This is a genomic window from Amycolatopsis sp. NPDC104819 (assembly GCF_055583145.1).
In genome coordinates, this window is record NZ_JBVJON010000009.1 from 55,730 (window position 1) to 79,627 (window position 23,898).

The 23,898-nt window shown below is 72.0% G+C and carries 16 protein-coding genes and 2 pseudogenes; 10 read left to right on the forward strand and 8 right to left on the reverse strand.

All coding sequences use genetic code 11. The features are described from left to right. The first annotated feature begins 271 nt into the window (after positions 1-271). The gene (locus ACZ63E_RS28385; protein WP_465339163.1) at positions 272-1,288 is read left to right on the forward strand and encodes an ABC transporter substrate-binding protein; all 1,017 of its coding nucleotides are present in this window, start codon (positions 272-274) and stop codon (positions 1,286-1,288) included. 371 nt (positions 1,289-1,659) lie between these two features. On the opposite strand, the pseudogene ACZ63E_RS28390 reads toward ACZ63E_RS28385, so the two are convergent. Further along, positions 1,660-2,112 (reverse strand): annotated as a pseudogene (locus tag ACZ63E_RS28390) (alpha/beta fold hydrolase); the annotation flags it as partial. A gap of 21 nt (positions 2,113-2,133) precedes the next feature. Between ACZ63E_RS28390 and ACZ63E_RS28395 the strand changes: the two are divergent. After that, positions 2,134-2,601 (forward strand): helix-turn-helix domain-containing protein, encoded by a 468-nt coding sequence (locus tag ACZ63E_RS28395; protein ID WP_465339164.1) that lies wholly within the window; start codon positions 2,134-2,136, stop codon positions 2,599-2,601. Here the strand turns inward: ACZ63E_RS28395 and ACZ63E_RS28400 are convergent. Together ACZ63E_RS28400 and ACZ63E_RS28405 are read right to left on the reverse strand one after the other, a co-directional pair. Further along, entirely contained in the window at positions 2,591-3,235 is a 645-nt protein-coding gene (locus tag ACZ63E_RS28400) for a response regulator (protein ID WP_465311806.1), read from the reverse strand. The two genes, ACZ63E_RS28395 and ACZ63E_RS28400, sit on opposite strands and share 11 nt — an antisense overlap. A 4-nt stretch (positions 3,236-3,239) precedes the next feature. Then, complete coding sequence (locus ACZ63E_RS28405) at positions 3,240-4,442, reverse strand: sensor histidine kinase (RefSeq protein ID WP_465339165.1); 1,203 nt, start codon at positions 4,440-4,442, stop codon at positions 3,240-3,242. A 214-nt stretch (positions 4,443-4,656) separates the two neighbouring features. Between ACZ63E_RS28405 and ACZ63E_RS28410 the strand changes: the two genes are divergently transcribed. Next, the gene (locus ACZ63E_RS28410; protein WP_465339166.1) at positions 4,657-5,829 is read left to right on the forward strand and encodes a serine hydrolase domain-containing protein; all 1,173 of its coding nucleotides are present in this window, start codon (positions 4,657-4,659) and stop codon (positions 5,827-5,829) included. Between the two features lie 29 nt (positions 5,830-5,858). After that, positions 5,859-6,770: a CPBP family intramembrane glutamic endopeptidase gene (locus ACZ63E_RS28415; RefSeq protein ID WP_465339167.1), complete on the forward strand. Its 912-nt coding sequence runs from the start codon at positions 5,859-5,861 to the stop codon at positions 6,768-6,770. Here ACZ63E_RS28415 and ACZ63E_RS28420 read toward each other — a convergent pair. Together ACZ63E_RS28420 and ACZ63E_RS28425 are read right to left on the reverse strand one after the other, a co-directional pair. Beyond that, positions 6,726-7,820, reverse strand: a complete 1,095-nt coding sequence (locus ACZ63E_RS28420; protein WP_465339168.1) for a YeiH family protein — start codon at positions 7,818-7,820, stop codon at positions 6,726-6,728. The two genes, ACZ63E_RS28415 and ACZ63E_RS28420, sit on opposite strands and share 45 nt — an antisense overlap. Then, positions 7,817-7,948 (reverse strand): hypothetical protein, encoded by a 132-nt coding sequence (locus ACZ63E_RS28425; protein WP_465339169.1) that lies wholly within the window; start codon positions 7,946-7,948, stop codon positions 7,817-7,819. The genes ACZ63E_RS28420 and ACZ63E_RS28425 overlap by 4 nt, the downstream gene beginning before the upstream one ends. 97 nt (positions 7,949-8,045) lie before the next feature. On the opposite strand from ACZ63E_RS28425, the gene ACZ63E_RS28430 reads away from it, so the two are divergent. Continuing rightward, a complete protein-coding gene (locus ACZ63E_RS28430) occupies positions 8,046-8,366 on the forward strand; it encodes a hypothetical protein (protein ID WP_465339170.1) in 321 nt (106 codons plus the stop codon). A 13-nt stretch (positions 8,367-8,379) separates the two neighbouring features. Here ACZ63E_RS28430 and ACZ63E_RS28435 read toward each other — a convergent pair whose 3' ends face one another. Then, the gene (locus ACZ63E_RS28435; protein ID WP_465339171.1) at positions 8,380-9,102 is read right to left on the reverse strand and encodes a TetR/AcrR family transcriptional regulator; all 723 of its coding nucleotides are present in this window, start codon (positions 9,100-9,102) and stop codon (positions 8,380-8,382) included. Between the two features lie 87 nt (positions 9,103-9,189). On the opposite strand from ACZ63E_RS28435, the gene ACZ63E_RS28440 reads away from it, so the two are divergent. Beyond that, positions 9,190-9,768, forward strand: a complete 579-nt coding sequence (locus ACZ63E_RS28440; protein ID WP_465339172.1) for an alpha/beta fold hydrolase — start codon at positions 9,190-9,192, stop codon at positions 9,766-9,768. 209 nt (positions 9,769-9,977) lie between these two features. Here ACZ63E_RS28440 and ACZ63E_RS28445 read toward each other — a convergent pair. Next, positions 9,978-12,143 (reverse strand): annotated as a pseudogene (locus ACZ63E_RS28445) (FUSC family protein); the annotation flags it as partial. Here ACZ63E_RS28445 and ACZ63E_RS28450 point away from each other — a divergent pair. The 4 genes from ACZ63E_RS28450 (at position 12,064) to ACZ63E_RS28465 (ending at position 22,395) form a co-directional block, all read left to right on the forward strand. Beyond that, positions 12,064-12,513: a MarR family winged helix-turn-helix transcriptional regulator gene (locus ACZ63E_RS28450; RefSeq protein ID WP_465339173.1), complete on the forward strand. Its 450-nt coding sequence runs from the start codon at positions 12,064-12,066 to the stop codon at positions 12,511-12,513. The pseudogene ACZ63E_RS28445 and the gene ACZ63E_RS28450 sit on opposite strands and share 80 nt — an antisense overlap. Positions 12,514-12,959: 446 nt before the next feature. Continuing rightward, positions 12,960-16,895, forward strand: a complete 3,936-nt coding sequence (locus ACZ63E_RS28455; RefSeq protein ID WP_465339174.1) for a hypothetical protein — start codon at positions 12,960-12,962, stop codon at positions 16,893-16,895. A 994-nt stretch (positions 16,896-17,889) separates the two neighbouring features. Continuing rightward, on the forward strand, positions 17,890-18,312 hold the full coding sequence (locus tag ACZ63E_RS28460) for a GTP cyclohydrolase II (protein WP_465339175.1): 423 nt from the start codon (positions 17,890-17,892) through the stop codon (positions 18,310-18,312). Positions 18,313-18,387: 75 nt separating this feature from the next. Beyond that, positions 18,388-22,395, forward strand: coding sequence for a molybdopterin-dependent oxidoreductase (locus ACZ63E_RS28465; protein ID WP_465339176.1), 4,008 nt, complete (start codon positions 18,388-18,390; stop codon positions 22,393-22,395). Positions 22,396-22,404: 9 nt separating this feature from the next. Here the strand turns inward: ACZ63E_RS28465 and ACZ63E_RS28470 are convergent, their stop codons facing one another. Beyond that, positions 22,405-23,859, reverse strand: coding sequence for a PucR family transcriptional regulator (locus tag ACZ63E_RS28470; RefSeq protein ID WP_465339177.1), 1,455 nt, complete (start codon positions 23,857-23,859; stop codon positions 22,405-22,407). Positions 23,860-23,898 lie beyond the last annotated feature (39 nt).

Below are 23,898 nucleotides of genomic sequence, written 5' to 3' on the forward strand. Positions count from 1 at the left end.
GTGTGGCGGGGCCCCGTTCCGCTCGATCCCGCGATCCCGGTGGCCGCTTTCCGGGAAATCGTCGGCGGCAGTTCTTTCGACACGCAGATTCGTAAAAAGATCTCGCTCCCGAACGCCCGAATGGAGATCGTGGATCAAGGATTCGCGCTGTCATCTTGGTGAACTCCCGGTTTCGTGGAACATGATCGCATTGTCAGCCGATGTGACGGTGCCTACAGTGGCCAGCTTGATTCGGTCCACCCATCGGCACTTTTCGCCTAAGGAGCAGGCCTTGCCGGGAATCGCCAGTAACAGTGATCGGGTTCTTCCTCGCCGCGCCGCCATCGGGCTCGCCGTCGCCGCCGTCATGGCCGCCACCGGCTGCGGCGCGCTCGGCATGAACGCCTCGAACGCGGCGGCGAGCGGCAGCGGTCTGGAAAAGCCGACGCTGAAGGTCTCGATCCTGCCGACCACGGACCTCGCGCCGTTCTGGCTGGCCCAGGACGAAGGCTACTTCAAAGCCGAAGGTCTCAGCGTCGACTCCGTGGTCGCGGCGAGCGGCCAGGCCTCGCTGACGAAGGCGATCTCGGGAGAGGCCGATATCGCGTTCTCGACCTACCCGCCGTTCTTCATCGCCCGCAGCACCGGCGCCGCCGACATGCAGCTGGTCGCCGACGCGACGTCGGTCAACGCGAAGTCCAATGCGATCGTCACGGTGCCGAATTCGCCGGTGAAAACGATTCAGGACCTGGCAGGCAAGAAGATCGCGATCACGGCCAAGAACACCGCTTCGGATCTGCTGACCCGGTCGGTGATGCAGGACCACGGCGTGGACTTCGGCAAGGTGAAATGGGTCCTGATCCCGCTGCCGAACATCGCCGCGGCGCTGCAGCAGGGTGAGGCCGACGCGGCCTACCTGCCCGAGCCCTACGTCACGCAGGCCGCCAAGACGGCCGGCGCGATCCCGGTGATCGACATCAACACCGGTGCCACGCAGGACTTCCCGCTCACCGGCTACGGCGCGACGAAGACGTGGGTGCGGGAGCACCCGAAGACCCTCGCCGCGTTCCAGCGGGCGATGCAGAAAGCCACCCACGCGGCCACGAACGACCGCGCCAAGGTCGAGCCGCTGCTCGTGCGGTTCGCCAAGATCGACGAGGACACCGCCAAGCTGCTCACCCTGCCGGGCTACGGCTCGAGCCTGGATTCGCGGCGCCTGCAGCGGGTTCCGGACCTGCTGCTGCAGCTCGGCGCCATCCCGCGCCCGATCGACGTGAACGCGATGATCGGACCGCAGGCCGTCGGCTGACCGCGGCCGGTCAGCGGTGCCCGGCCCGATCCCGGGCCGGGACGAGGGCCGCGAGTTCGGCGGGCGACCAGCCGGTGGGTCACCGCCGGGCTTTCGCCGCCCTGCACCAGGAGAACCGGTGCGGTGACCCGGGCCAGGTCGCTCGGTGGCCAGAGGCTCATCGCCGGGATTTCGTTGCTGAAGAAGAAAACCGCGTCACGTTCCGCGCGACTGAGCCCGGCCGGGCCCAGGACGTCGGTGAGCAGCGCGCGATAGCCGGGACCGCAGACGGCGGCCATGAAGGCGTCGAACGCCGCCGGCACGTCACCGCGCCCAGCGGCGGCCATGGCCGCGCCCAGCGCCGGTCCGAGCAGGGCGCCTGCTTCGGGCCGGTCGAGCGCCAGCTGGAGCGCGATCACCGAGCCGGACGAATGGCCGACGACGGTCGCCGACGGGATGTCCAGGAGATCGAGCACGGCGGCGGCGTGGGCCGCGTGGCCGGCCATGCCGATCGGGCCGGGCGGGACGTCTCCTTCGGTGTATCCCGCGCGCAGCAACCGGATCACGCGGCCGGGCAGGCGCTCGGCGAGCGGGTCGAACCACGCGCCGAAGACGCCGGCGTGCACGAGCAGCGTGACCTCCCCGCTTCCGGTGTCCGTCCAGCCGACGGTGGCGCCGTGGTGGGCATCTGGTTCTCCTTCAGTCCGCGTAGAGCCGGATTTCGACACCGTCGGGGTCGTGCAGGCCGACCAGGACGCGGCCGCCGCCGCGTCCAGCGCGGCCTTCCACGCCTCGACGTCCGCCCGGGCCGGGACGAGCAGCGCCAGGGCGTCGAAGCCGGACATCGCCTTGGCGCGCGCGGGATCGTGCCGCAGCGCATCGTCGAGGCGGCGAGCGAGCTGTTCGTCGCGAACGGCTATGCGGCCACGAAGCTCGAAGACATCGCCGTGCGCGCGGAAGTGGCCGTGCAGACGGTGTACTTCCACTTCGGCAACAAGCGCACGGTGCTCAAGGAAGCCGTCGACCTGGCCGTGGTCGGCGATGACGCGCCGGTCGGCATGCTCGAGCGGCCTTGGCTCGAGGAAGCGCGCGCCGAGCGGGACCCGCGGCGGGTCCTCGAGCTGTGGACGGCTTACGGCCGCGGCGTGCTCGCCGGACAGCTCGACGGCCTGGCCGCGCTGCGCGTGCCGGTCGACGAAGCCGTCGACATCCTCTGCGCGCTGTCGGGCCTGGAGATGTTCCTAGTGCTCAGCGCGCGCGGGTGGAGCCCGCAGTGGTGGGAGACGTTCGTCGTCGACGCGTGCGCGCACGCGCTGCTGCGGGTCAAGCCTTGAGGTAGGCCAGGACGGCCAGCACCCGCCGGTGGCCGGCGTCGGAGGCCGGCAGGCCCAGCTTCGCGAAGATGTTGCCGACGTGCTTGTGCACCGCGCCGTCGCTGACCACCAGGAGCTTGCCGATGGTGCTGTTCGCGTGGCCCTCGGCCATCAGCTCCAGCACCTCGCGCTCGCGGGGGGTCAGCGCCTGCAACGGGTCGTCGGCGCGGCGGCGCACCAGCAGCCGGGCGACGACTTCGGGGTCCATCGCGGTGCCGCCGGCGGCGACCCGTTCGAGGGCGTCGAGGAAGTCGGTGACCTTCCCGACGCGCTCCTTCAGCAGGTAACCGACCCCGCCGGTGCCGTCGGCGAGCAGCTCGGTGGCGAACCCCTCTTCGACGTGCGCGGACAGCACGAGCACGGCCAGGCCGGGCCAGCGCCGCCGGGCCTCGACGGCGGCGCGCAGGCCTTCGTCGCGGAACGTCGGCGGCATCCGGACGTCGACCACGGCGACGTCCGGCAGGTCGCCGGCCAGGGCTTCCAGCAGGTCTTCGGCGTTGTCGACGGCCGCGACGACCTCGATGCCTTCGGCCCGCAGCAGGTGGGTCAGGCCCTCCCGCAGGAGGGCGTCGTCCTCGGCGATCACGATGCGCACCGGGTCATGGTCCCGCAGGGATCTCCACGTGCACCGCGGTGGGTCCGCCGGGCGGGCTGTCCAGCCGGGTCACCCCGTCGAACGCGGCGACGCGGTGGCGGATCCCGGCCAGGCCGCTGCCGCCCGCCTCGTCCGCGCCGCCGTGGCCGTCGTCGGTGATTTCGAGGACGACGCGGTCGTCCTCGGCGCGCAGGCTCACGGTGATCTGCTGAGCCCCGCTGTGCTTGACGGCGTTGGTCAGGGTTTCGGCGACGACGAAGTAGGCGGCCGCTTCGACCGCGGCGGGCAGGCGCGGCAGCGGCCGCTCGTCGAGCTCGCACGGGATGGCGCAGTGCGACACCAGCGAAGCCACCGCGCCGGACAGCCCGCGCGCGGCGAGCACCGGCGGGTAGATGGCGCGGACGACCTCCCGCAGCTCGGCGAGCGCGTCGGTGGCGGCGGTCTGGGCGGTGAGCACCAGCGGCAGGGCCGTGGCCGGGTCGCGGTGCAGCGCCCGCTCGACCATGCCCAGGTGCATCACGACCGCGACGAGCCGGTTCTGCGTGCCGTCGTGGAGGCTGCGCTCGATGCGCCGCAGCTCGGTGCCGTGCGCTTCGAGCGCGGCCGCCCGGGTCGCGGTGACCTCGGCGAGGCGTTCGACGAGGGAAGCCCGGGGCGGCGCGAGCTTGTCCGCGCTGAACCGCGCGTACCACCGGGCCAGCGACGGCACGAGCAGCAGCAGGGCCGCGTACCCGGCCGCGGTGAGCACCGCCCAGCCCGCGCCGCCCCAGGAGTCCACCGCGAGATCGAGCGTGGTCGAGACGCCGGGGAAGAGCGGCCAGACCGCGGCGACGACGAGGTTTTCGAGCGTCCCGGTCACCGCGCCGATCGCCACCATGCCCGCCAGCAGCCCGGCGGTGGCCTGCAGGGCGAGCCACCGCAGGTTCCGGCGCGTCTGCGGGCTCCCGGCCACCGCGACGAACCCGCCCTCGACGGCGGGCGGCGCGGGGACCGGCGTGCGGAGGAACCGGCCGACCCGGCGGCGTTCGGCGTCCGCGAGCCGCCCGGCGCCGTGCACCACGGACGGGAACAGCGGCAGCGTGACGACCAGCGCGACCGTCACGAACAGGCCGAGGAAGAGGAGCAGGGCCAGCAGGCCGGTGCCCGCGGTGACGGCGAGGAACCGCCACGCGCGCAGCTTCGGCCGCGGGGTCGCGGGTTCGGTCACGGTGAGCGCTCTCCTGGTGGACGGGGCCGGGTCGCCGCCCAGGTTAGGGGGCGCCCGTGGGCGCGAACCATCCCACGGAGGGGCCTGCGGGGGTGGAGCCGGCTCCACCCCCGAGCCGGTCACTGGCGGGATGTCCGTGCCGGCCCGGTTCTCGCAGGATTCGGGGCACCGCTCGCCGGAGCACCGGCCGGGCCCGAACCCCAGGAGAGCACCGATGCGCCGTCCGCCCACCACCCAGTCCCCGTCGCCCGCCGGCCGGGCCGTGAAAACGGCCGGCACGCTCGTCGCCCTGTGCGCACTCGCGGCCGGAGCGACCACCACCGCCGCTGCGTCGACCGGCGGCGACCGCCCTTCCCACGACGTCGTGCAGAACGACCTCGACACCCTGGTGCGCGCCGACGGTTTCCCCGGCGCACTCGCCGCCGTGCGGGACCGCGGCGGCCGCACCCGCTCCTACACCGCCGGTCTCGGCGACCTCACCACGAAGACGCCGGTGCCGGTGGACGGCCAGGTGCGGATCGGCAGCAACACCAAGACGTTCACGGCGGTGGCCGTGCTGCAGCTCGTCGGCGAGGGGAAGATCGACCTGGACGCGCCGATCGAGCGGTACCTGCCGAACCTGCTGCGAGGACAGGGGATCGGCGGGACCGCGATCACGGTGCGGCAGCTGCTGCAGCACACCAGCGGCCTGCCCGAGTACACCGACCTGCTCGGCCCGGACGTCACGGCGTTCCAGCACGTGTACATGAGTGCGCGCACCCTGCTCGACCTGGCGCTGACCAAGCCCGCGACGTTCGCGCCCGGCACCGGCTGGTCCTACAGCAACACCAACTACATCGTCGCGGGCCTGCTCCTCGAGAAGGTCTCCGGCCGTCCGCTCGCCGAGGTCCTCACCCAGCGCGTCATCCGGCCGGCCGGGCTGCGGCACACCTACTTCCCGGCCGTCGGTGAGGAGAAGATCCGAGAGCGGCACCCGCACGGTTACCACCCGGGGCCGGACGGCGCGCCGCTCGACGTCACCGAGCTCGACGGGTCGTGGGCCGGCGCCGCCGGTCAGATGGTGTCGACGCCCAGTGACCTCAACGCCTTCTACCGCGCGGTGCTCGGCGGCCGGCTCCTCCCGCCCGCGCAGCTCGCCCAGATGCGCACGACGGTCGAAGCGCCGGGCTTGCCGCCCGGCTCGGGCTACGGCCTCGCTCTGGTCAGCACGCCGCTGAGCTGCGGGGGAGTGATGTGGGGCCACGGCGGCACCATCTTCGGCTTCGAGGTCCTCGACGGCGTCACCGAAGACGGCCGCGCGGCCACCGTGGCGGTTACCGCCCTGCCTCAGCGGATCGACCAGGCCGAGCACGTCGCGAAGGTCGTCGACGACGCCCTCTGCCGCTGACCGAACCCTTGAAGCGAAAGGAAAACCCCGTGGTACTTCCCGACGAGAAGGTCCACTCCGCCGCGCGAGGCGTCATCGCCCGGCACCCGCTGCGCAGCTTCTTCACCCTGGCGTTCGCGCTGAGCTGGCTCGCCTGGATCCCGTACATCCTCTCGGAAAGCGGCCTGGGACTCGCGCCGTTCGACTTCCCGGTGCTGCTGGGCACCACCCAGGTGCTGGGTGTGCTGCCCGGCGCCTACCTCGGGCCCATCCTGTCGGCGTTCGTCGTCACGGCGGTCGCCGAAGGCCGGCCCGGGCTCCGGCGCTGGGCCGGGCGGCTGCTGAAGTGGCGGGTGAACTGGCGCTGGTACGCGGTGATCATCCTGGGGGTCCCGGTGGCCCTGGTCGTCACGAGCATCCCGTTGTACGGCACCGACATCCACTTCCCCTCCGGGGCGGTGCTGCTGGCCTACCTGCCCGCGCTCGTGTTCCAGCTGATCACCACCGGACTGGCCGAAGAGCCCGGCTGGCGCGACTTCGCCCTGCCCCACATGCAGCCGCGGTTCGGGCCGCTGCGCGGCACCCTGGTCCTCGGGGTGCTGTGGGGCGCCTGGCACCTGCCGCTGTTCTTGACGGACTGGGCGGGCGCGGACGTCGGCTGGTACACCCCGATCGAGTTCGTCGCGTCCGCCGTGGCCTTCAGCATCGTGATGACGTGGGTCTTCAACCGCACCGGCCAGAGCCTGCCGCTGGCGATGATCCTGCACACGAGCGTGAACAACTTCTTCTCCGTCGCGTGGACCGAGATCTTCCCGGCGGCGCGGGAGGCCAACGCGAGCCACGTCCTGCTGGTCTCCTCGACCGTCGCCGCGGCGATCCTGCTCGCCACGACCCGGGGCCGGCTCGGGTACCGGGCCCTAGAAGCTGATCCACTGGGACGTCAGCAGCACCAGGCCGAGTGAGCACGCCGCCACGACGACCAGGCCGAGGGCCGCGACCACGAGGGGCCGGAAGCCGCTGCGGGCCATCTGGCGGAGGTCGAAGTTCAGGCCGACACCGGCGAAGCACAGCAGGAACGCCCACTTCGACAGGTTGCCGAGGCTGGTGACCTCGGCCTTGGTGAACACGTGCGCCGTGGCCAGCGCGGACACGACGACGAACCCGAGCACGAACTTCGGGAACGTGCGCCAGACGAAACCCGCGCGGCCCTTCAGCCCGCTCGCGACGGCCTTGCCGCCCCGGGTGGACCAGTACGCCGCGTACCCCAGGACGACCAGGCCGATCAGGGCGTTGCGGGTGCTCTTCACCGCGACCGCGACGTCCTGGGCGTGCGGGGAGTAGGCGGCGCCGGTCGCCGTCGTCTCGGCGGTGTTGTCGACGGCCAGGCCCGCCCACAGCCCGAACTGCGTGTCGGAGAGGTTCAGCGCGTGCCCGATCAGCGGGAAGGTGAAGAGGGCGACGGCGCCGAGGGCGAGGATCGCGGCGATGGCGTACCCGGAGTCCTCGTCGTCGGCGTCGATCGAGCCGCGGCCGGCGATGATCGCGGAGACCCCGCAGATCGACGTGCCGATGGCCAGCAGCGACGACAGCTTCCCGCCGAGCCCGAAAGCCTTGCCCACCAAAAGGATCACCGTCGTGGCGACGGCCATGTCGACGAGGATCAGCCCGAGGCTCAGGCCGCCGAGCTTGGCCAGGTCGCCCAGCACGAACCGGGCGCCGAGCAGCACGATGCCGATCTTCAGCCAGAACTCGTAGGTGGCCACGCCCGGGCGGAACACGGCCGGGACGCCGATCGTGTTGCGGATGACCAGCCCGAGGACGATCGCCCACAACACGTACTCGATGTCGGGCAAGGCCGTGCCGGTCGCTTTGCCGATGCTGCGCACCCCGTTCTGCGCCAGCGTTCCCACGATGCCGACGCCGACGAGCAGCAAGAGGCCGGGCACGTACCGCAGGACGGGGATCGCCGTCAGTCCACCGCGGCCGGTGGTGGTCTCCGCGGGCGTCGTCATTTGACCAGGAAGGTGATCGTCGGCAGCAGGCCGAGCGTGGCCAGCAGCACCACCACGGCCGCGACGGCCACGGCGGCCCAGTCCGCGCTGAGGCGAGGCGACGGCTTCGGATCGGGTTCGGACGTCATGGTTGCAGGACTTTAGGGGTGGCAACGCGTCCTGGCCCGCGCGTCCAGGAAGTGGGAACCGGCCCAGATCCTCGTCGCGGCGCAGAGTGAGCGTGAGATGGAGGAGAAGTGCCGGCAGCGCGTCGAAGCCCGAGGCGCGCGGGCGCACGGCTGGGAGGTCGTCGTCGCTTCCGGGCTGTTCGACCGCCTCGCGAAGGCGCCGGCCGGGACGGTGCTGAACCTCAACGTCCCGGACCGCGCCGACGCTGGTGAGCCCGAACGCGCGACCCTGGCGGAGTTCGGCGCGGTCCGAAGCCGCGTCGAGGATCCCGGTGACGGCACGGTCGCCCTGACCGCAGTGCTGGTCGAAGGCGGCTTGCCGCCCGGCAGCGACACTGCCCTGCGTTCGGTGGCCGAAGACCCCGACCTGGTGTTCTGACGAGCGGCGCCCGCTAAGCCCGGTCCGCGCGCAGCCCGGCGAGCACGTGCTCCAGCCCTCGCCGGAACGTCCGTTCGGAGCGGTCCTCGGCGTGCGGTGTCTCGGCTTCGAGCATGATCCGGCTCAGGTGCGGATAGTTCCCGCTGCCGATGATCGTTTCGCCGTACCGGGCCTGCGCCGCCAGCCACGCCGGCATGTCCTGGCTGGAGCGCCGGCTCGCCTCCCGCTCGGCCAGTTCGGTGCCGACGTGCCCGCGGACGAACGTCAGCAGCGTGCCGACCTGGGCCAGCACCTCGTCGGGCCCGAGGTCCGGCGCGGCGGCTGCCGCGTAGGTCGCCTCCAGCCAGGACAGGCCGTTCGGGCCCAGCACCGGCCGGGACATCGGGAGGGCGGCCAGCCACGGGTGCGCCAGCACGAGCGCGCGGTGCGCTTCGGCGACGGCCCGCAGGTCGGCCTGCCGGTCGCCGGTGCGGGCCGGGGGTTCGCGCTCGCCCATCGCGCGGTCGACCATCAACTCGAACAGCTCGTCCTTGGTGTCCACGTACCGGTACAGCGCGGTCGGGCCGGTGCCCAGCTCGCCGGCGACCCGGCGCAGGGACACCGCTTCGATCCCTTCGGCGTCGGCCAGCCGGATCGCGGCGTCGGCGAGGTCGGCGCGGCTGTGCGCGGGACGCGGCCCGCGCGTGCCGCGTTCGGGACGCAGCCAGATCGGGGGCCGGACGGCGGCTTCGGGCATCGGCGGCTCCTCGACGTTATTGCGATCAGTGTACCCAGTTGGCTAGCCTCGGGAAACTGCGATCGGCGTACACAGATTGGGGGACCCATGCGGGACTACCGCACGGAGACGGCTGCTTCGGCCGACGGCACGGTCATCGGCTACCGGACCCTGGGTCGCGGGCCCGCTGTGCTCCTGGTGCACGGCGGGATGAAGGCGGCCCAGCACCTGATGGACCTCGCCGCGGTGCTGGCGGACGTGTTCACCGTCCACGTGCTCGACCGGCGCGGCCGCGGGCTCAGCGGTCCGTACGGCGCGGGCTTCGGCGTCCGGCGTGAGGTCGAAGACCTCCAGGCCGTGGCCGCGGCGACCGGGGCGACCCGCGTCTTCGGCCTGAGCTCCGGCGGGCTCGTCACCCTGCGGACTGCCCTCGAGACGCCGTCGATCGACCGGATCGCGCTGTACGAGCCGCCGCTGTCGGTGCGCGGGTCGGCGCCGACCGGCTGGATCCCGCGCTACGAAAGGGAGATCGCGGCCGGGCGGACGACGTCGGCGATGGTCACGGCGTTGAAGGGGCTGGGGACCGAACCGTGGTTCGGCCGGGTGCCGCGTCCGGTGCTCGTGCCGTTCCTTTCGGCCGGCGCGCGGTTCCTGGGTGACGCGGCCGACGTCGCCCGGGCGGCTTGACGGCCGTGGGCGTCGACCAGCGTCAGGGTCGCGCCCGGGAGCGTCGAGCCGGTCGCGCCGTGGACCCGGCCGGAGATCCGCGTGACACACGGCGCGGGGGGCTCGGCGAGCTGGCCCGGTTCGTCGCCGGTGGCGATCTCGTGCAGCAGCCGGCGCAGGTGCAGCAGCTCGAGCAGCACCGGCTCGTCGTGAGAGGAGCAGTGCCGGGATAGGGCGGCTTCGCCCAGGTCCAGCAGCGTCGGCAGGTCCGTCTCGCCGGGGTCGGCGACCTCCGCCGCGACCGCCGCCAGCGCCCGGGCGGGCCCGGCCAGCGACCGGTCGGTGACGCGGCCGCGGCGCAGCGCGGTGACCAGCCGCCGGGTGTGCTGGACCAGCGTGGCGGCCAGCGTCAGCCGGTGCCGCGTGGTGCGGGACCCGCCGCCCCAGGGCACCGCGGCCACCAGCGGCGCGGCCACCAGCCGCAGCTGGCGCAGGTCGTTGTCCAGGACGCGCGCGCGGGCGTCCAGGTCCGGGGTGCCCGCGTGCCCTTCGATGCGGTCGGCGACGGTTTCCAGCAGCTCCGCCAGCGTGCGCGCGAGGGCGCGGTGGGCGGTGCGAACGGTGTCGCGCGTGCTCAGCGGCGTCAGCACCAGGCCGACCGCGACCCCGACGGCCGCGCCGATCGCCGTCTCCTCCAGCCGCAGCACCAGCAGGCCGGGGGAGAACTCGTTGAGCACGCTGTAGAGCTGGCTCACCATGATCGTGACGAAGAAGATCATGTACGCGTACGACAGCCGCTGCAGGTAGAACCCGCAGAACATGCTGCCGACGATCACCGCGAGCACGGCCGCGGTGTGCCCGGCCGTCAGGTGGGCGAGCGCGATCCCGGCGCCGAGCCCGACCAGCGTGCCTGCCACGCGGTTGACCGACTTGAGGAACACCTCCGAGCGCGTCGCCGTGCCGGTGAAGGCGACAAACGCGGCGATCACGGCCCAGTAGTACCGCTGCTCCGACAGCAGCCGGCCGAGCACGATCGCCAGCCCGCCCGCGACCGCCACCTGGACCGCCTGCCGCGTCGTGAGATCCAAGCGGCGCAACGGGTTCCATGCGCCGCCGCGTGGTTCGACGTCGCCCGCCGCGGCGGCCGAGCCGGGCAGGGCGCCCATCGCGATCGTCACCGCGGGCTCGAAGTCGCCGGTGTCGGCGAGGCCGTCCCGGTCGGCGCGGCGGACCACGGCGAGGTAGTCGGTGACCGCCACGGCGACCAGCCGCACCGGCGCGGTCCCGGCCCGCCCGAGGAGTGTCTCGGCGGCCCGTCCGGCGGCCGGGTAGTCGTTGCGGGCGAACAGGTCCAGCACCCGCGCCGCTTCGGCGGCCAGGTCCGGCCGGGTCTCCGGCTGCGTGCACGCGGTGACGAGCAGGTCGATCGCGAGCTGCGCGTCCATCGTCGTCCGCCGGACCGACGCCGCGGAGACGTCGCCGGGCAGCACCGGCACCTCGGCCGACCAGGCCTCGATCATCAGCGCCGACTCGGCGAGCCGCGTCTGCGCGGCGTGGACGCGGCGTACGAGCCGCTCGTCCGGCCCGCTGTCCAGGAGGTTCGCGCAGAGCCGGGCGACCGCGCGGGCCCGGGCGCCGAACGCGCGGCGGGTGCGGGAGAGCGTGCGGGCGGGGTTGTCACGCAGCACGGTCAGCGACAGCAGCAGGACCCAAGCGCTCGCGATGACGACGGCGATGAGCATCGCGGGCAGCCCGTCGAGCGTCGCGTGCAGGAACGCCGCGAAGAAGTAGCCCATCCAGACCATGAAGCCGTAGAAGAAGAACGGGATCCCGAACCGCCGGACGAACACGGCGGCGAACATCACCACGACGAAGACCGCGAGCATCAGGTCGGTGTGCGGCGCGACGGCGATGCCGGCCGCCATCCCGAGTCCCATCGCGACAGGGAACAGCGCCGCGGTGCGCACCTTCGGCCACGCCGCCGTGCCGCTCAGGGCCATCGAGCCCATCATCGCGGTGATCGCGCCGAGCAGGACGGCGACCAGGGTGGACTGGGCGCCGGCGCCGGTCAGCTCGGCGAAGACGTACTCGACCCCCAGTCCGGTGGTCATCGCGACGGCCGCGGAAACGGCGCTGCGCAGGCGGGTCAGTCCCGGGTCCGAGCCGAGCACCTTGTCCCTGATCCGGTGAACCGCGTGTCCCATCCGAGTGAGGTCTCCTCCTGTCGAACCGAATGTCGGTATCATGCCGACAATTACCGGTATGGTACCGATAACGTCCGGCGCCGGGCAATCGGCCGGAAGGTAGGTTCTGACCATGGACGCGCTCGACCTCATCGAGGCCCACACCGCGGTCATGGTGCGCAACTTCGAGCTGCTCAGCCGCCGCACCGACATCTACGACGAGCTCGACCGCGCGGGGTACCTGCTGCTGCGCACGCTCGAGGCGACCGGCCCGGCGGACATCACGACCCTCGCCGCGAAGCTCGGTCTCGACCCGTCGACGGTGGGCCGTCAGGTGTCGGTGATGACCACGGCGGGCCTGGTGGACCGCACCCCGGCCGCGGAAGACCGCCGCCGGAGCATCATCACGGCCACCGAGGAGGGGCGCGGGCGGGCCCAGCGGGTCCACGACCGCCGCCGCCAGAACCTGGCGACGATGTTCACCGGCGTGCCGGAGGACGAGCTGCAGGTGATCGGGGAGTCGTTCGCCCGGTACAACCGCGCGGTCGCCCGGTTCCACGACGTGGGCATGCTGCAGGACTGATGCGGCGGTTCGAGGTAAGCCGCGCTGACACCGGCCGCCAGAAGGGGCCGCTGGCCGCGGCGGCGGCGCGAACCCAGCGTCGGCAGTGCCACCGGGTCCGGCGGCTTCCCTCGACAGCGTGGAGATCCGTCATGCCCAACGAACCCTCGATGATCCTCACCGCGGCGCTCATGCACGGCCTCGGCATGCACACCGGCGCGTGGCTGGCCCGCGTCGGCGACGTCGGCGACTACCTCTAACGCCCGATTGTCTGCGAGCAACGGACTCCGCGGTCGTCCAGTCGGCTTCCGTTGACGGCGAGGCCGCCACTCCGTCGCCGGGCGGACGGCTGACGCTGAGCTGACCACCGCGAGGGCCGCTCGAGCAGCGGGTCGACCGGTCACAAGTCGGTTGCGGTGCGAACCGCGGGTGTCACGGTTCGTACCGCGGCGGCGACCGTTCTGAATGTGACCGAGGGATACGGGCCCGCCACCGATGCGGCCGCGCGGCCTGGCCGCGCCGAGATCGCCCTGGCAGCGGACCGGTTGGCCATCAAGGTCGTCGGCGGCCGGATACCGGACGATGTCGAGTTCACCCCGTCGTTGCACCATTTCCTCGATCGCCGTGCCACTACCTTTGTCGTCGTCGCACCCTGGGGCGCGGGTGAGTCCGTCCTGGTCGAGCAGTTCCAGCTCGTGTCGTCGTGGACCCGTAAGCCCGGCGACCCGGTCGCGGTTCGGGTCCCGCTGGAGACCTGGCGAGCCGGTCGCTCCCTCGAGTCGTGGATCTGCCGATCCCTGGCCGACAGGTTCGCGCTCACGCACACGACGGCGTGGTCGCTGGTCAACGCCGGTCTGGTGTACCCGCTCGTCGAGAGCGTGGACGAACTGGCCGCGGGGTTGCGGGAGGAATTCCTGGCGGCTGTGCGAACGTTCGCGTTCCCGATGCTGCTGACCAGCCGGTCCGCCACGGTTGCCAAGGATCTTCCGATCGCACACCTGAGTCCTTTGCCGGCGTCGAGCCGTCTCCGCCGCTGGCCGGAGATCGCTGATGCCGTAAGTGCCGATCCCGCCGCTCCGTTGGCCGCGTTACTCGACGACCCGGTGGGCCGCGAGCTGTTCTTCGCCGTGCACGAGGAGGACCGCCACGACCCGGCCCTGCTGCTGGATCGGAGTTTCTTTCCGGATCAGCGGGCGATCGAGCGGCATTTGGTCGCCGAGCTAGATACTTCGAGGCTGCTCCTGCTCCGTGGCGTGGCACAGTTCGCGGCGGGCGCGGAAGACGGGCGTGTCGCGTGGTGGCGCCTCGCGGACTCTGTACCCCACTCGATGTTCCTCGGCTTCACGACGGCGGCAGCGGTTGCCACCGGGGGCTTCACTGCGCTGGCCGTGTGGGCGGCGGTGCCGAAGCTGCCGCTGTGGGCCGGCGCCGTGGTCGCCGGGGTGGTCGCGATCGTCCTGGCGATGGCGTTGTCTTCGCTGACCCGGCCCCGGCTCCCGGAAGCAGTGGAGTGGTCCCGGTGGCGCCGCGCTTCGACGGCCTGGCTCATCGGAGGCACGGGTGCGGGCCTGGCAAGCGGCGTCGCGGCAGTCGTGGCCGGATTGCACTGGGCGGGCCTGATCGGAGCCGTCCTCACCGGACTCTGCGTGGGTGTCATCGGAGTACAACGGACACTGGTTGTCGAACGCGGCGATGAAACTCTGCTTGACGCGCCCGCCCGGGTACTGGCGCAGGACCGCGCGCCGGCTTTCCTCCGCATCTTCCTGGCCATGGCGGCCGCCTTTTTCGCGAATGTAACGTGGGCCGGAACGTCCGACTTGGTCGTCGTCAGCGGAGTTCTGCTGACGGCTCCGCTGGCGGCCGCTGTGCTGATGACGACGGGGTCCACGTACTTTCGCTACAAGATCGCGGTGTGGATACTGAAGCCGGGCCGGCTCAGCGGCAACGATGTCGTCGGGACGTTGTCCGCCGTACCGGAGCTCGTACGCCGCGAAGGTGGTCTGTTCGTCTTCCGGGACGTGCCTGTGCGAGAGCACCTGGCGGAGCTGCAGCTCGAACCGGCCTATCCGTCGGCTTGGGATCCGGCCGAGTTCGTCCTGGCCAAGCGCCACGGGATGGCCGAAGCGGCGTGCCGCGACGCCGACGTGGCAGGCCAAATCAATCTCGGCGAGTATCGCAGCTTCGTCGACCGGATCGCCGAAGACATCAAGGAAAACCGGGCCGCGGTCCTCGCCTCGACGGCGGCCGCCCGGCAGAATTACGCGACCGCGAAGCGCCGATATGCAGAGTCGGTGCTCATAGTCCCGGTTGACGCAGCGGTCGAGATCGAGGAAATCATCCGGAAGCTTCCGGGCGCGGGATCCTTCGCCGCGTCGTTCGCGGCCGCCATGTTCGTGCTCGACCGCTTCGGCCTGGGCTGGACGAATGCAGCCGGAGTGATCTTCGGCTCGGCGGTGCTGACCGCACTGGCGCGCTGGATACTGCGACGATCGCCCGATCCGAAGCTTCGCACGTCGGCTGCGAGCATACTGCCTGGCAGCGGCATCGCGCTGGTGTCCACGTTCTTCCTGCGGGTCCAGCCTCTGCCATTGATAACGCCGATCGTCCTGACCTGGCCGGCCGCGTTGGCCGGCGTGACTTCCTGGCTTGTCTGGGGACTGACCGCGCGACTGCGGTCGCTCGCGGCGAAGGTGCATTCCGACAGTCCCGCCGACTGGCCGTCGAACGGCTTGACCACCCGGACGGAAAGCGCTCGCACTGACGCTGAAGCTGCGCTCGACGCCTGGCTCGCCGCCATGGTCGAACGCGGGGCGGCACCGCTGGTGGCCGAGCGGCTGAACCGGATCCGGAAACGCTCCTTCGACCGGGAACTCCCCGACGCCGACGTCCGGAAGCTCGGTGAGATCACCGACGTCGCCCAGTACGTCCCAACCGACATCAGCAACCGGCTTGTCCGCACGATGAAGTCCATGACCCGCGGCGCGATCGGGATCAGCGGGCCGCGTGGTTCGGGCAAGAGCACCGTGCTCAAGATGTTCGGCGAACTGCGCTTCGGCGCCGACCGCGACGATCTGGCCCTCGTCGTACCGGCACCGACGAACTACGGGTCGCGAGACTTCCTCGTGCACCTCTACTCGACGGTGTGCACCAGCGTGCTGGCCACCGCGCCCGAACCATGGCGGCGTCGCAGGGGATGGCCGTGGCTACTGGCGTCGGTGACCGGGGTGATCGGCATGGCGGTGACCTGGCAATGGCCCGCGTTGGTCGCCGCCGTGCACTGGGTGCCGCCGAACTGGCGGACGGTGGCGATGGCCGCCGGGCTGGCGGTCACCGCCGTCGGGCTGGTCGGCTGGCACCGGGCGGACACCGCACGCCGGGAGCCGGACGACGACCTCGCGGCCGAAGCCCGGCAGCGCCTCGCCGGTCTGAGGTTCGTGGTCACCAAGACAGTCACCCGCAGCGCCGCGATCAAGCCGCCGGCCATGGCCGAGCTCGGCGGCTCGTTCGCTATGGCCCAGGCCGCGCAGGTCAAGACGCTGCCCGAACTTGTCGACGAGTTCCGAACCTTCCTGTCCCGCCTCGCCCGCCGGCGTCGTGTGCTCGTCTGCGTCGACGAACTCGACAAGATCGCATCCGCAGCGGAGGCCGAACGGATCCTCAACGACCTCAAGGCTCTCTTCGGCGTCGAGAACTGCTTCTTTCTGGTGGCAGTGTCCGACGACGCGCTCGCCGGCTTCTCCCGCCGATCGCTGACGGTCCGCAACGCCTTCGACTCGGCGTTCGATACCGTGGTCACCGTCGGCCGATTCGAGCTGGCCGAGACCCGCCGACTGCTCGTTCAACGGGTCTCGGCCCTTCCCGAGCCGTTCGTGTGGTTGTGTCACACGATGTCCGGCGGCCTGCCCCGGGACCTGAACCGCACAGCCAGGGAGTTGTACGACTTCAGCGTCGCACACCGTGAGAAGGATCTCGCCACCCTGAGCCGTAAGATGATCAACGCGGACCTCGCCGCAGTGACTGATGCCTTGTCGGTGCGGCTGGCCGGCCGGTTCGACGGACCGGCCATCCAGCTGCGCCGGCACATCCTCAACGCCCGCCGGCTCCCCGCGGAGAGCGCAGCCCTCCTGGCCTATAAACCCCTTCGCTGGGCCACCGACGCCCCGGACGACCTCACCATCGTCTATACCCAGTTCCGCTGCTACCTCGCCTACGCCGCGGCGATCCTGCGGGCGTTCGGCGACAACGCGGACGCCGTTGTCGCCGCACTGCGGGAAACCAGCGCCGATGCCGTGCGTTATCTGGCCCAAGCCCGCGCCTGGCTGCCCCTGGACCCGGTTGCCGCCGCGGCCTACGTCGACGATTGGCAGGCGTTCGAGAGCGAAGCGCTGAAACCCTCGTCATGAAGCGCTGCAGGATCCGCCCGGATAATCAAGATCCACCGGCGAAGCGGGCCGGCTCTCTCGGCGAACGCCCGAACATGCCGCGTCCTGGCCACCCCCTGTGTCAACCTCAGACAGCCTGAGCCAGCTCGGGTCGGCCGTGAAGTGTCGTGCTGCGCCGCAGCGGGCTGCAGGCCCATCGGCAGGAAACTTCCGCGCATCCGGCAGGATGCCTTGATGACGGGAACGACGCTGGCGAAAGCAGCGTTGACGCGTCCGGCCCGGGGCAGCGAGCTGAACAGAAACTCGCCGGGGTGCTGGCCGAGATGAGCCTCGGCCGAGCGGTCCAGGACGTTCCTTACGGCGCCGAGCGTCCGCAGCACCGTAACCAACGCCGTGACAGCGTGCCGGTTTCGCCCAGCATGCCGGCGGGGGCCGGAGTCAAGTAGCGGGTGAGGAACTCCGGTGCGATCGGCGACTGGGCATCGGCGAACAGCGTTTTGGTACCCGGCCGGATCACCAGGGCCGTCACCCAGGGTGGACTTCATGCCTGGGTGCGTCGGCGCCCCGCCGGGCCTTGACTGCATTGGATTTCGCCGGCACCAACGCATGCCCGGCTTCCAGCAGCAGGCCCACCAGACGGCCGTCTGGGTCGCTAGCTTGCGACCGGGATGTCTTCCACCGGCCCGAGCCTGCGCACCCGGTCGGTGATGCCGGCAGCGGTGTGGGTGACCTGGACTTGGGCCGGCCAGCTTCGGTTAGGGCGCATACCGCGTGCTCGGCCGATCTCCTGTCGATGCCGACGTAACACGCGTTTCGAGCAGTGCCACAGCTCTCCTCGTGTCTGTCAACGACAAGCCGGTGGCAAAACTGATCCCGGGGCGGCCACTGACCGGCGTTCTGCGGCGTCCCTCTGTTGCTGGCCGACAGCTCAGGAAGAGCCAGCGCGGCAGCGTCATCGAGGCCCCGACGAGCGGCCATCGCAGGCTGTGACCACCACTTGTGTCGATCGTGGACATTGCCGCGCACCGGCAGCGGGCTGAGCCTCGGGTGGAGCGGGTCATCGAAGCGCGGCTACCGGCACCGCGTCGACGGCGGCGAGCACCTCGCGCTCGTCCTCGGTGACCCTGCGCCCGACGGCAGCCCGGTCGGCGTCCACGCCGAGTGCCTGCTGGGCGACGCCTTCGGCTCGCTCGGGTGCGAGTGCGGCCGGGAGCTGGAGCGCACGCTCGCACGGATCGCGGCGGCGGGCGCCGGGGTGCTCGTCTACGTCCGGCGCGCGCGGGGACTGGGTGATCTGCTGCGCGCGGGGGCGTCCCGGCACGACGTCGGCCCGGCCGAACGGGCCGTCGCCGCGCAGATCCTGCGGGACGTCGGCGGGGTGGTGCCCGGCGTCACAGTCGCGCACACCGGGAGGCCGCCGTCGTCGGGGCGGACGTAACGCCGCGGTGGAGCCCGCGTCATCCCGGCGTAACACCCGGTTCCTAGCGTCCAGCCAGGACGAGAGGGGTGCGGTGTGACCGGTGCCGCGCGGACGGTGTGCACGTATTGCGGTGTCGGGTGCGGCATCGTGCTGGACGTCGGCATGGGCGCCGACGGGCGGCCGAAGGTGCTCAAGGCCGCCGGGGACAAGGCGCACCCCGCCAACGCCGGGCGGCTCTGCACCAAGGGCGCGACCAGCGCGGAGCTGTTTTCCGCGCCCGGACGGCTGGACACGGCGTGGGTCCGGCCCGAGCGCGGCGCCGAACCCGTCGCCCGGCCGGTCGACGAAGCGATCACCGAGACGGCCCGGCGGCTGCGCGCGATCCTGGACGAACACGGCCCGGACGCGCTGTCCTTCTACGTCTCCGGCCAGCTGACGATCGAAGCGCAGTACCTCGCGACCAAGCTGGCCAAGGGGTTCGTGCGCACCAACCAGATCGAGTCGAACTCACGGCTGTGCATGGCCAGCGCCGGCACCGGGTACAAGCTTTCGCTCGGCGCCGACGGCCCGCCGGGGTCCTATCAGGACTTCGACCACGCCGACGCGTTCTTCGTGATCGGCGCCAACATGGCCGACTGCCACCCGATCCTGTTCCTGCGGCTGCTCGACCGGCTCAAGACCGGTGCCAAGCTGATCGTGGCCGACCCGCGCCGCACCGCCACCGCCGACAAGGCCGACCTCTTCCTGCAGCTCAAGCCGGGCACGGATCTGGCGCTGCTGAACGGGTTGCTGCACCTGCTGGCCGAAAACGGGCACCTCGACCGGGAGTTCATCACCGAGCACACCGAGGGCTGGGACGACCTGCCCGCCTTCCTCGCGGACTATCCGCCCGCCGTCGTCGCGGAGATCACCGGTGTCCCGGAGGCCGACCTCCGGCTGGCCGCGCGGTGGCTCGGCGAGGCGGGGAACTGGATGAGCTGCTGGACGATGGGGCTCAACCAGAGCACGCACGGCACCTGGAACACCAACGCGCTGGTCAACCTGCACCTGGCCACCGGCACGATCTGCCGCCCCGGCAGCGGTCCGTTCTCCCTGACCGGCCAGCCCAACGCGATGGGCGGCCGGGAGATGGGCTACATGGGACCCGGCCTGCCCGGCCAGCGCTCGGTGCTGGTGCCGGAGGACCGGGCGTTCGTCGAGGACCTGTGGGGCCTGCCGCCGGGCACGGTGCGCACCGACGTCGGCCGCGGGACCGTCGAGATGTTCGAGCAGCTCGCCGACGGGAAGATCCGGGCCTGCTGGATCCTCTGCACCAACCCGGTCGCCTCGGTCGCGAACCGCCGGACCGTGCTCGCCGGCCTGGAGGCCGCGGAGCTGGTGATCACCCAGGACGTGTTCACCGAGACCGAAACCAACTCCTACGCCGACATCGTGCTCCCCGCCGCGATGTGGGTGGAGGGCGACGGCGTGATGGTCAACTCCGAGCGGAACCTCACCCTCGTGCCCCAGGTCGTGCCGCCGCCGGGGGAGGCGCTGCCGGACTGGCAGCTCATCGCGCGGGTCGCGTGCGAAATGGGGTTCGCCGACGGCTTCGGCTACGACAGCGCCGAGGAGGTCTTCGAGGAGATCCGGCGGTGCGGGAACCCCAAGACCGGGTACGACCTGCGGGGTGTCACCTACGACCGGCTGCGCGAGACCCCGGTGCAGTGGCCCAGCTCCACAGTGGACGGTGACGACCGCAACCCGGTCCGGTACCTCAACAACGGCGTCAGCCAGCCGCTCGCCGAACGCGCCGACGGCACCCGGCCGCGGCTCGTGTTCCCCACCCCGAGCGGCCGGGCCGTGTTCTTCGCCAGGCCGCACCTGCCCGCCGCCGAGCTGCCCGACGACGACTACCCGTTCGTGCTGAACACCGGCCGGGTGCCGCACCAGTGGCACACCCTGACCAAGACCGGGACCATCGCCAAGCTGACCAAGCTCGACCCCGGACCGTTCGTCGAGATCCACCCGCAGGACGCCGCCGGGCTGGACGTCGCCGAGGGTGACTTGGTCGAGGTCGCGTCACGGCGGGGCCGGGCCGTCCTGCCCGCCGTGGTGACCGACCGGGTCCGGCCCGGCACCACGTTCGCGCCGTTCCACTGGAACGACCGGTACGGGGAGTACCTGAGTGTCAACGCCGTCACCAACAACGCCGTGGACCCGCTGTCGTTCCAGCCCGAGTTCAAGGTGTGCGCCGTGACGCTCGTGAAGGTCGCCGCGGCCGAGGCGCCGCGGCCGGCGAGCGCGCTGGCCGGGGTGTTCGGGCTGGCCGACAGTCCGGCGCCGGTGCTGACCGAGGACGAGCGCCGGTACCTGGCCGGGTTCGTCACCGGGGTCGAAGCCGCGCCGCCGGACGGCGCCGTCCCGGTCCTGCCCGCTGACGCGCCCTTCGGCGCCGAGAACGCGTTGTGGGTCAACGGGGTGCTCGCCGGCATGTTCTCGCGGACGGCCGCACCCGCGCCTTCCCGTGCCACCCGGCAGATCGTGGTGCTGTGGGCGTCCCAGACCGGCAACGCCGAGGACTTCGCGACCGGCGCCACCGCCGCCCGGATCGGGCAGCTCGACCGTGACGTCGCGGTGCTGTGCATGGACGACGTCACGCTCGACACCCTGCCGCGCGACGCCGACCTGCTCGTGATCACCAGCACCTTCGGCGACGGCGACGCGCCCGACAACGGAGGCGCGTTCTGGGAGTCGCTGGCCGCGGCCGAGGCGGGCCGCCTCAGCGGCACCCGCTATGCGGTGCTGGCCTTCGGCGACTCCAGCTACGACAACTTCTGCGGCCACGGACGGCGGGTGGACGCCCGGCTCAGCGAGCTGGGCGCCGAGCCGCTCACCGAGCGGGTCGACTGCGAACCGGACTTCGACGAGGCCGCCACGCAGTGGCTCGAGACGGTGGCCGGGCTCCTCGCCGCTGCTCCGGCGCTGCCGTCGGAACCGTTGGTGCGCAAGACTTACGGCGAACCTGCGCCGCTGGTCGGCAATCGGTTGCTCAGCCTGCCCGGCGCCGAAAAGGAGGTCCGCCGGTTCACCTTCGACCTCACCGGCACCGGCCTGACCTACGAAGCCGGGGACGCGCTCGGTGTGCTGCCGCGCAACTGCCCGGCCCTGGTCGAGGAGTGGCTGGCCGTCACGGGGCTGGATCCGGACACCGAGGTCGCGCTCGCGGGCGAGGGCGCGGTCCCGTTCGGCGAGGCGCTCGGCCGCTGCCTCGACGTCACCCGGATCACCCCCGGCCTGCTGCGGTTCGTGGTCGACCGGACCGGCGACCGGGATCTGAAGACGTTGCTGCGCAAGGACAACCAGGGTGAGCTGGCCAAGTGGACGTGGGGCAGGCAGGCCGTCGACGTCGCCGCCGGGTTCTCCGTGCGGGCCTCCGCGCAGGAGTGGGCGGACGTGTTCAAGAAGCTGCAGCCGCGGCTGTACTCGATTTCGTCGAGCCCGCTGACCGACCCGGCACGCGTCAGCCTCACCGTGTCGGTCGTCCGGTACGACACACCGGGCGGGCGGCCGCGCAAGGGCGTCTGCTCGACGTACCTGGCCGATGCCCCGGCCGGGCAGGCCGTCCCGGTCACGGTCCAGCCGTCACCGCACTTCCGGCCGCCCGCCGACCCGGCGACGCCGATGGTCATGATCGGGCCGGGCACGGGGGTAGCGCCCTTCCTCGGTTTCCTCGACCACCGCCGGGCCCGTGGCGACCGCGCGCCGAACTGGCTGTTCTTCGGCGAGCAGCACCGGGAAACCGACTTCTACTACCGCGACGAGCTGACCGGCCTGCACCGCGACGGTGTCCTGACCGAGCTGGACCTGGCGTTCTCCCGCGACCAGCGCGCGAAGGTGTACGTGCAGGACCGGATGCGCGAGCACGGCGCCAAGCTCTGGTCCTGGCTCCAGGACGGCGCGCACTTCTACGTCTGCGGTGACGCGGGCCGGATGGCCAAGGACGTCGACCGCACCCTGCGCGACATCGTCGTCCAGCACGGCCGCCTCACGCCCGACGCGGCCGATGCGTACGTCAAGAAGCTCAGCACCGAGAAGCGATACCTGCGCGACATCTACTGAACCGCCGGATCAGCAGAGCAGCGCCGCGCGGAGGTCGAGGCGGTCGTCGAGCCGGGACAGGTCGCGGCCGAGGAGCTGTTCGGCCCGCTCGATCCGGTAGTGCACCGTGTTCACGTGGACGTGCAGGGCCCGCGCGGCCTTGGCCCACGATCCGTCACAGGCGAGGAACGCCTCGACCGTCTCCAGCAGGGCCGGGCCGGTGCCGCGGTCGAGGCCGAGCAGCGGGCCGAGCACGCGGTCGCGGAACGCCGCGCGCAGTGCCGGGTCCAGGCCGGACACCAGCGAGCCGAACCCGGTCAGCTCGGCCGCCGACGTCACGACCGTCCCGGCGGACCGCGAGACGGCCGCGGCGTGCCGGGCCTGGGCGAGCCCGGCGGGCAGGTCGTCCGGCCCGGGCAGCGCCAAGCTCGTCCCCACCGCGAGCGGCGTCCGCGGATCACACGCCTGCACCGCCACCCACTGCCCGGGCTCGGCTCCGGACTGGACGGCGACGGCTTCACCGCGCGGGAGGACGCCGACCGCGCACGGTGACCCGGCCAGCGCCTCACCGAGAGCACGCGCCGCGACGGACGCGTCGGCCAAGGTCAGCGTGTGGACCAGGTACGGGCCGTCGCCGGGCAGGCCGGACCGGCGCAGCGCGGACTTGAGCGAGGCTTCGTCGGCACGCGAGGCGAGGGCCGCGGCGAGCCGGTTCGCCGTCCTGCGGTCGGGCTCGAGCCGTTCGTCGGCGGCCCGCCGGAACCGGCCGATCACCTCGGCGATCTCGCGCAGCGCGCCGGGCGGGGTGCCGGCCGCGGCCGGGGCGTGCACCAGCCAGGTGTCGTACGGCGACGCGCCGGTGTCCACGCGCAAGGTCGTGCCGACCCGGCGGCGGACGTCGGTCCCGGGCTCGATCGGTGCGGTCGCCGCCGCGGTCCGGGCCAGCACCCGCCCGGTCGGGCTCACGACGTAACAGGCGACGTCACCGAGGGGCGCGCAGGCGGCCGCGAGGACGTCGGCCAGCGGTGCGGCTTCGGCCAGGAGCCGATTGACTTCCCGCCGCGCGGCTTCGGGCAGCGCTGGGCCGGCGGTGGTGTCGAGGCCGCCCCAGCGGCGCAGGTAGACGGCGTCGGTGATGGCGCGGAAGTCGGTGTCGGCCGGCACCGCCAGCAGGGGCAGGTGATGGCGGGCGCACGCGTCGGCGAGCGCGGCGGGCACGTGCCCGTGGGTCTCCTCCCCGGCCAGCAGCGCGGCGGCGTGGGCGCGCGCGACGGCCTCGGCGAACCGCTCGGCCTTCGCCTCCCCGTCCCGCGGTGACCACCAGACCAGGCCGGTGAGCACGACGTCGCCGGGCCGGACGAACCGCGCCGGGTCGGCCAGGTCGGTGACGGTGACCCCGGTGACGTCCCGGCCGGTCAGGGTGCCGCCGGACCAGACGGGCCGGAGCCCGAGGGAGGGGAGGTCGAGCAGGTCACGCACGCGCATGGTTTGGATGATTCACCAAAGCGGGCGGCCGTTGGCAAT

Bases quoted from the DNA above. Each gene is read 5' to 3' on its own strand.
- ACZ63E_RS28425 (WP_465339169.1), bottom strand. From the start codon at position 7,948: ATGACGTCCGAACCCGATCCGAAGCCGTCGCCTCGCCTCAGCGCGGAC.
- ACZ63E_RS28470 (WP_465339177.1), bottom strand. From the start codon at position 23,859: ATGCGCGTGCGTGACCTGCTCGACCTCCCCTCCCTCGGGCTCCGGCCC.
- ACZ63E_RS28410 (WP_465339166.1), top strand. From the start codon at position 4,657: ATGCGCCGTCCGCCCACCACCCAGTCCCCGTCGCCCGCCGGCCGGGCC.
- ACZ63E_RS28435 (WP_465339171.1), bottom strand. From the start codon at position 9,102: ATGCCCGAAGCCGCCGTCCGGCCCCCGATCTGGCTGCGTCCCGAACGC.
- ACZ63E_RS28420 (WP_465339168.1), bottom strand. From the start codon at position 7,820: ATGACGACGCCCGCGGAGACCACCACCGGCCGCGGTGGACTGACGGCG.
- ACZ63E_RS28450 (WP_465339173.1), top strand. From the start codon at position 12,064: ATGGACGCGCTCGACCTCATCGAGGCCCACACCGCGGTCATGGTGCGC.
- ACZ63E_RS28440 (WP_465339172.1), top strand. From the start codon at position 9,190: ATGCGGGACTACCGCACGGAGACGGCTGCTTCGGCCGACGGCACGGTC.
- ACZ63E_RS28430 (WP_465339170.1), top strand. From the start codon at position 8,046: ATGGAGGAGAAGTGCCGGCAGCGCGTCGAAGCCCGAGGCGCGCGGGCG.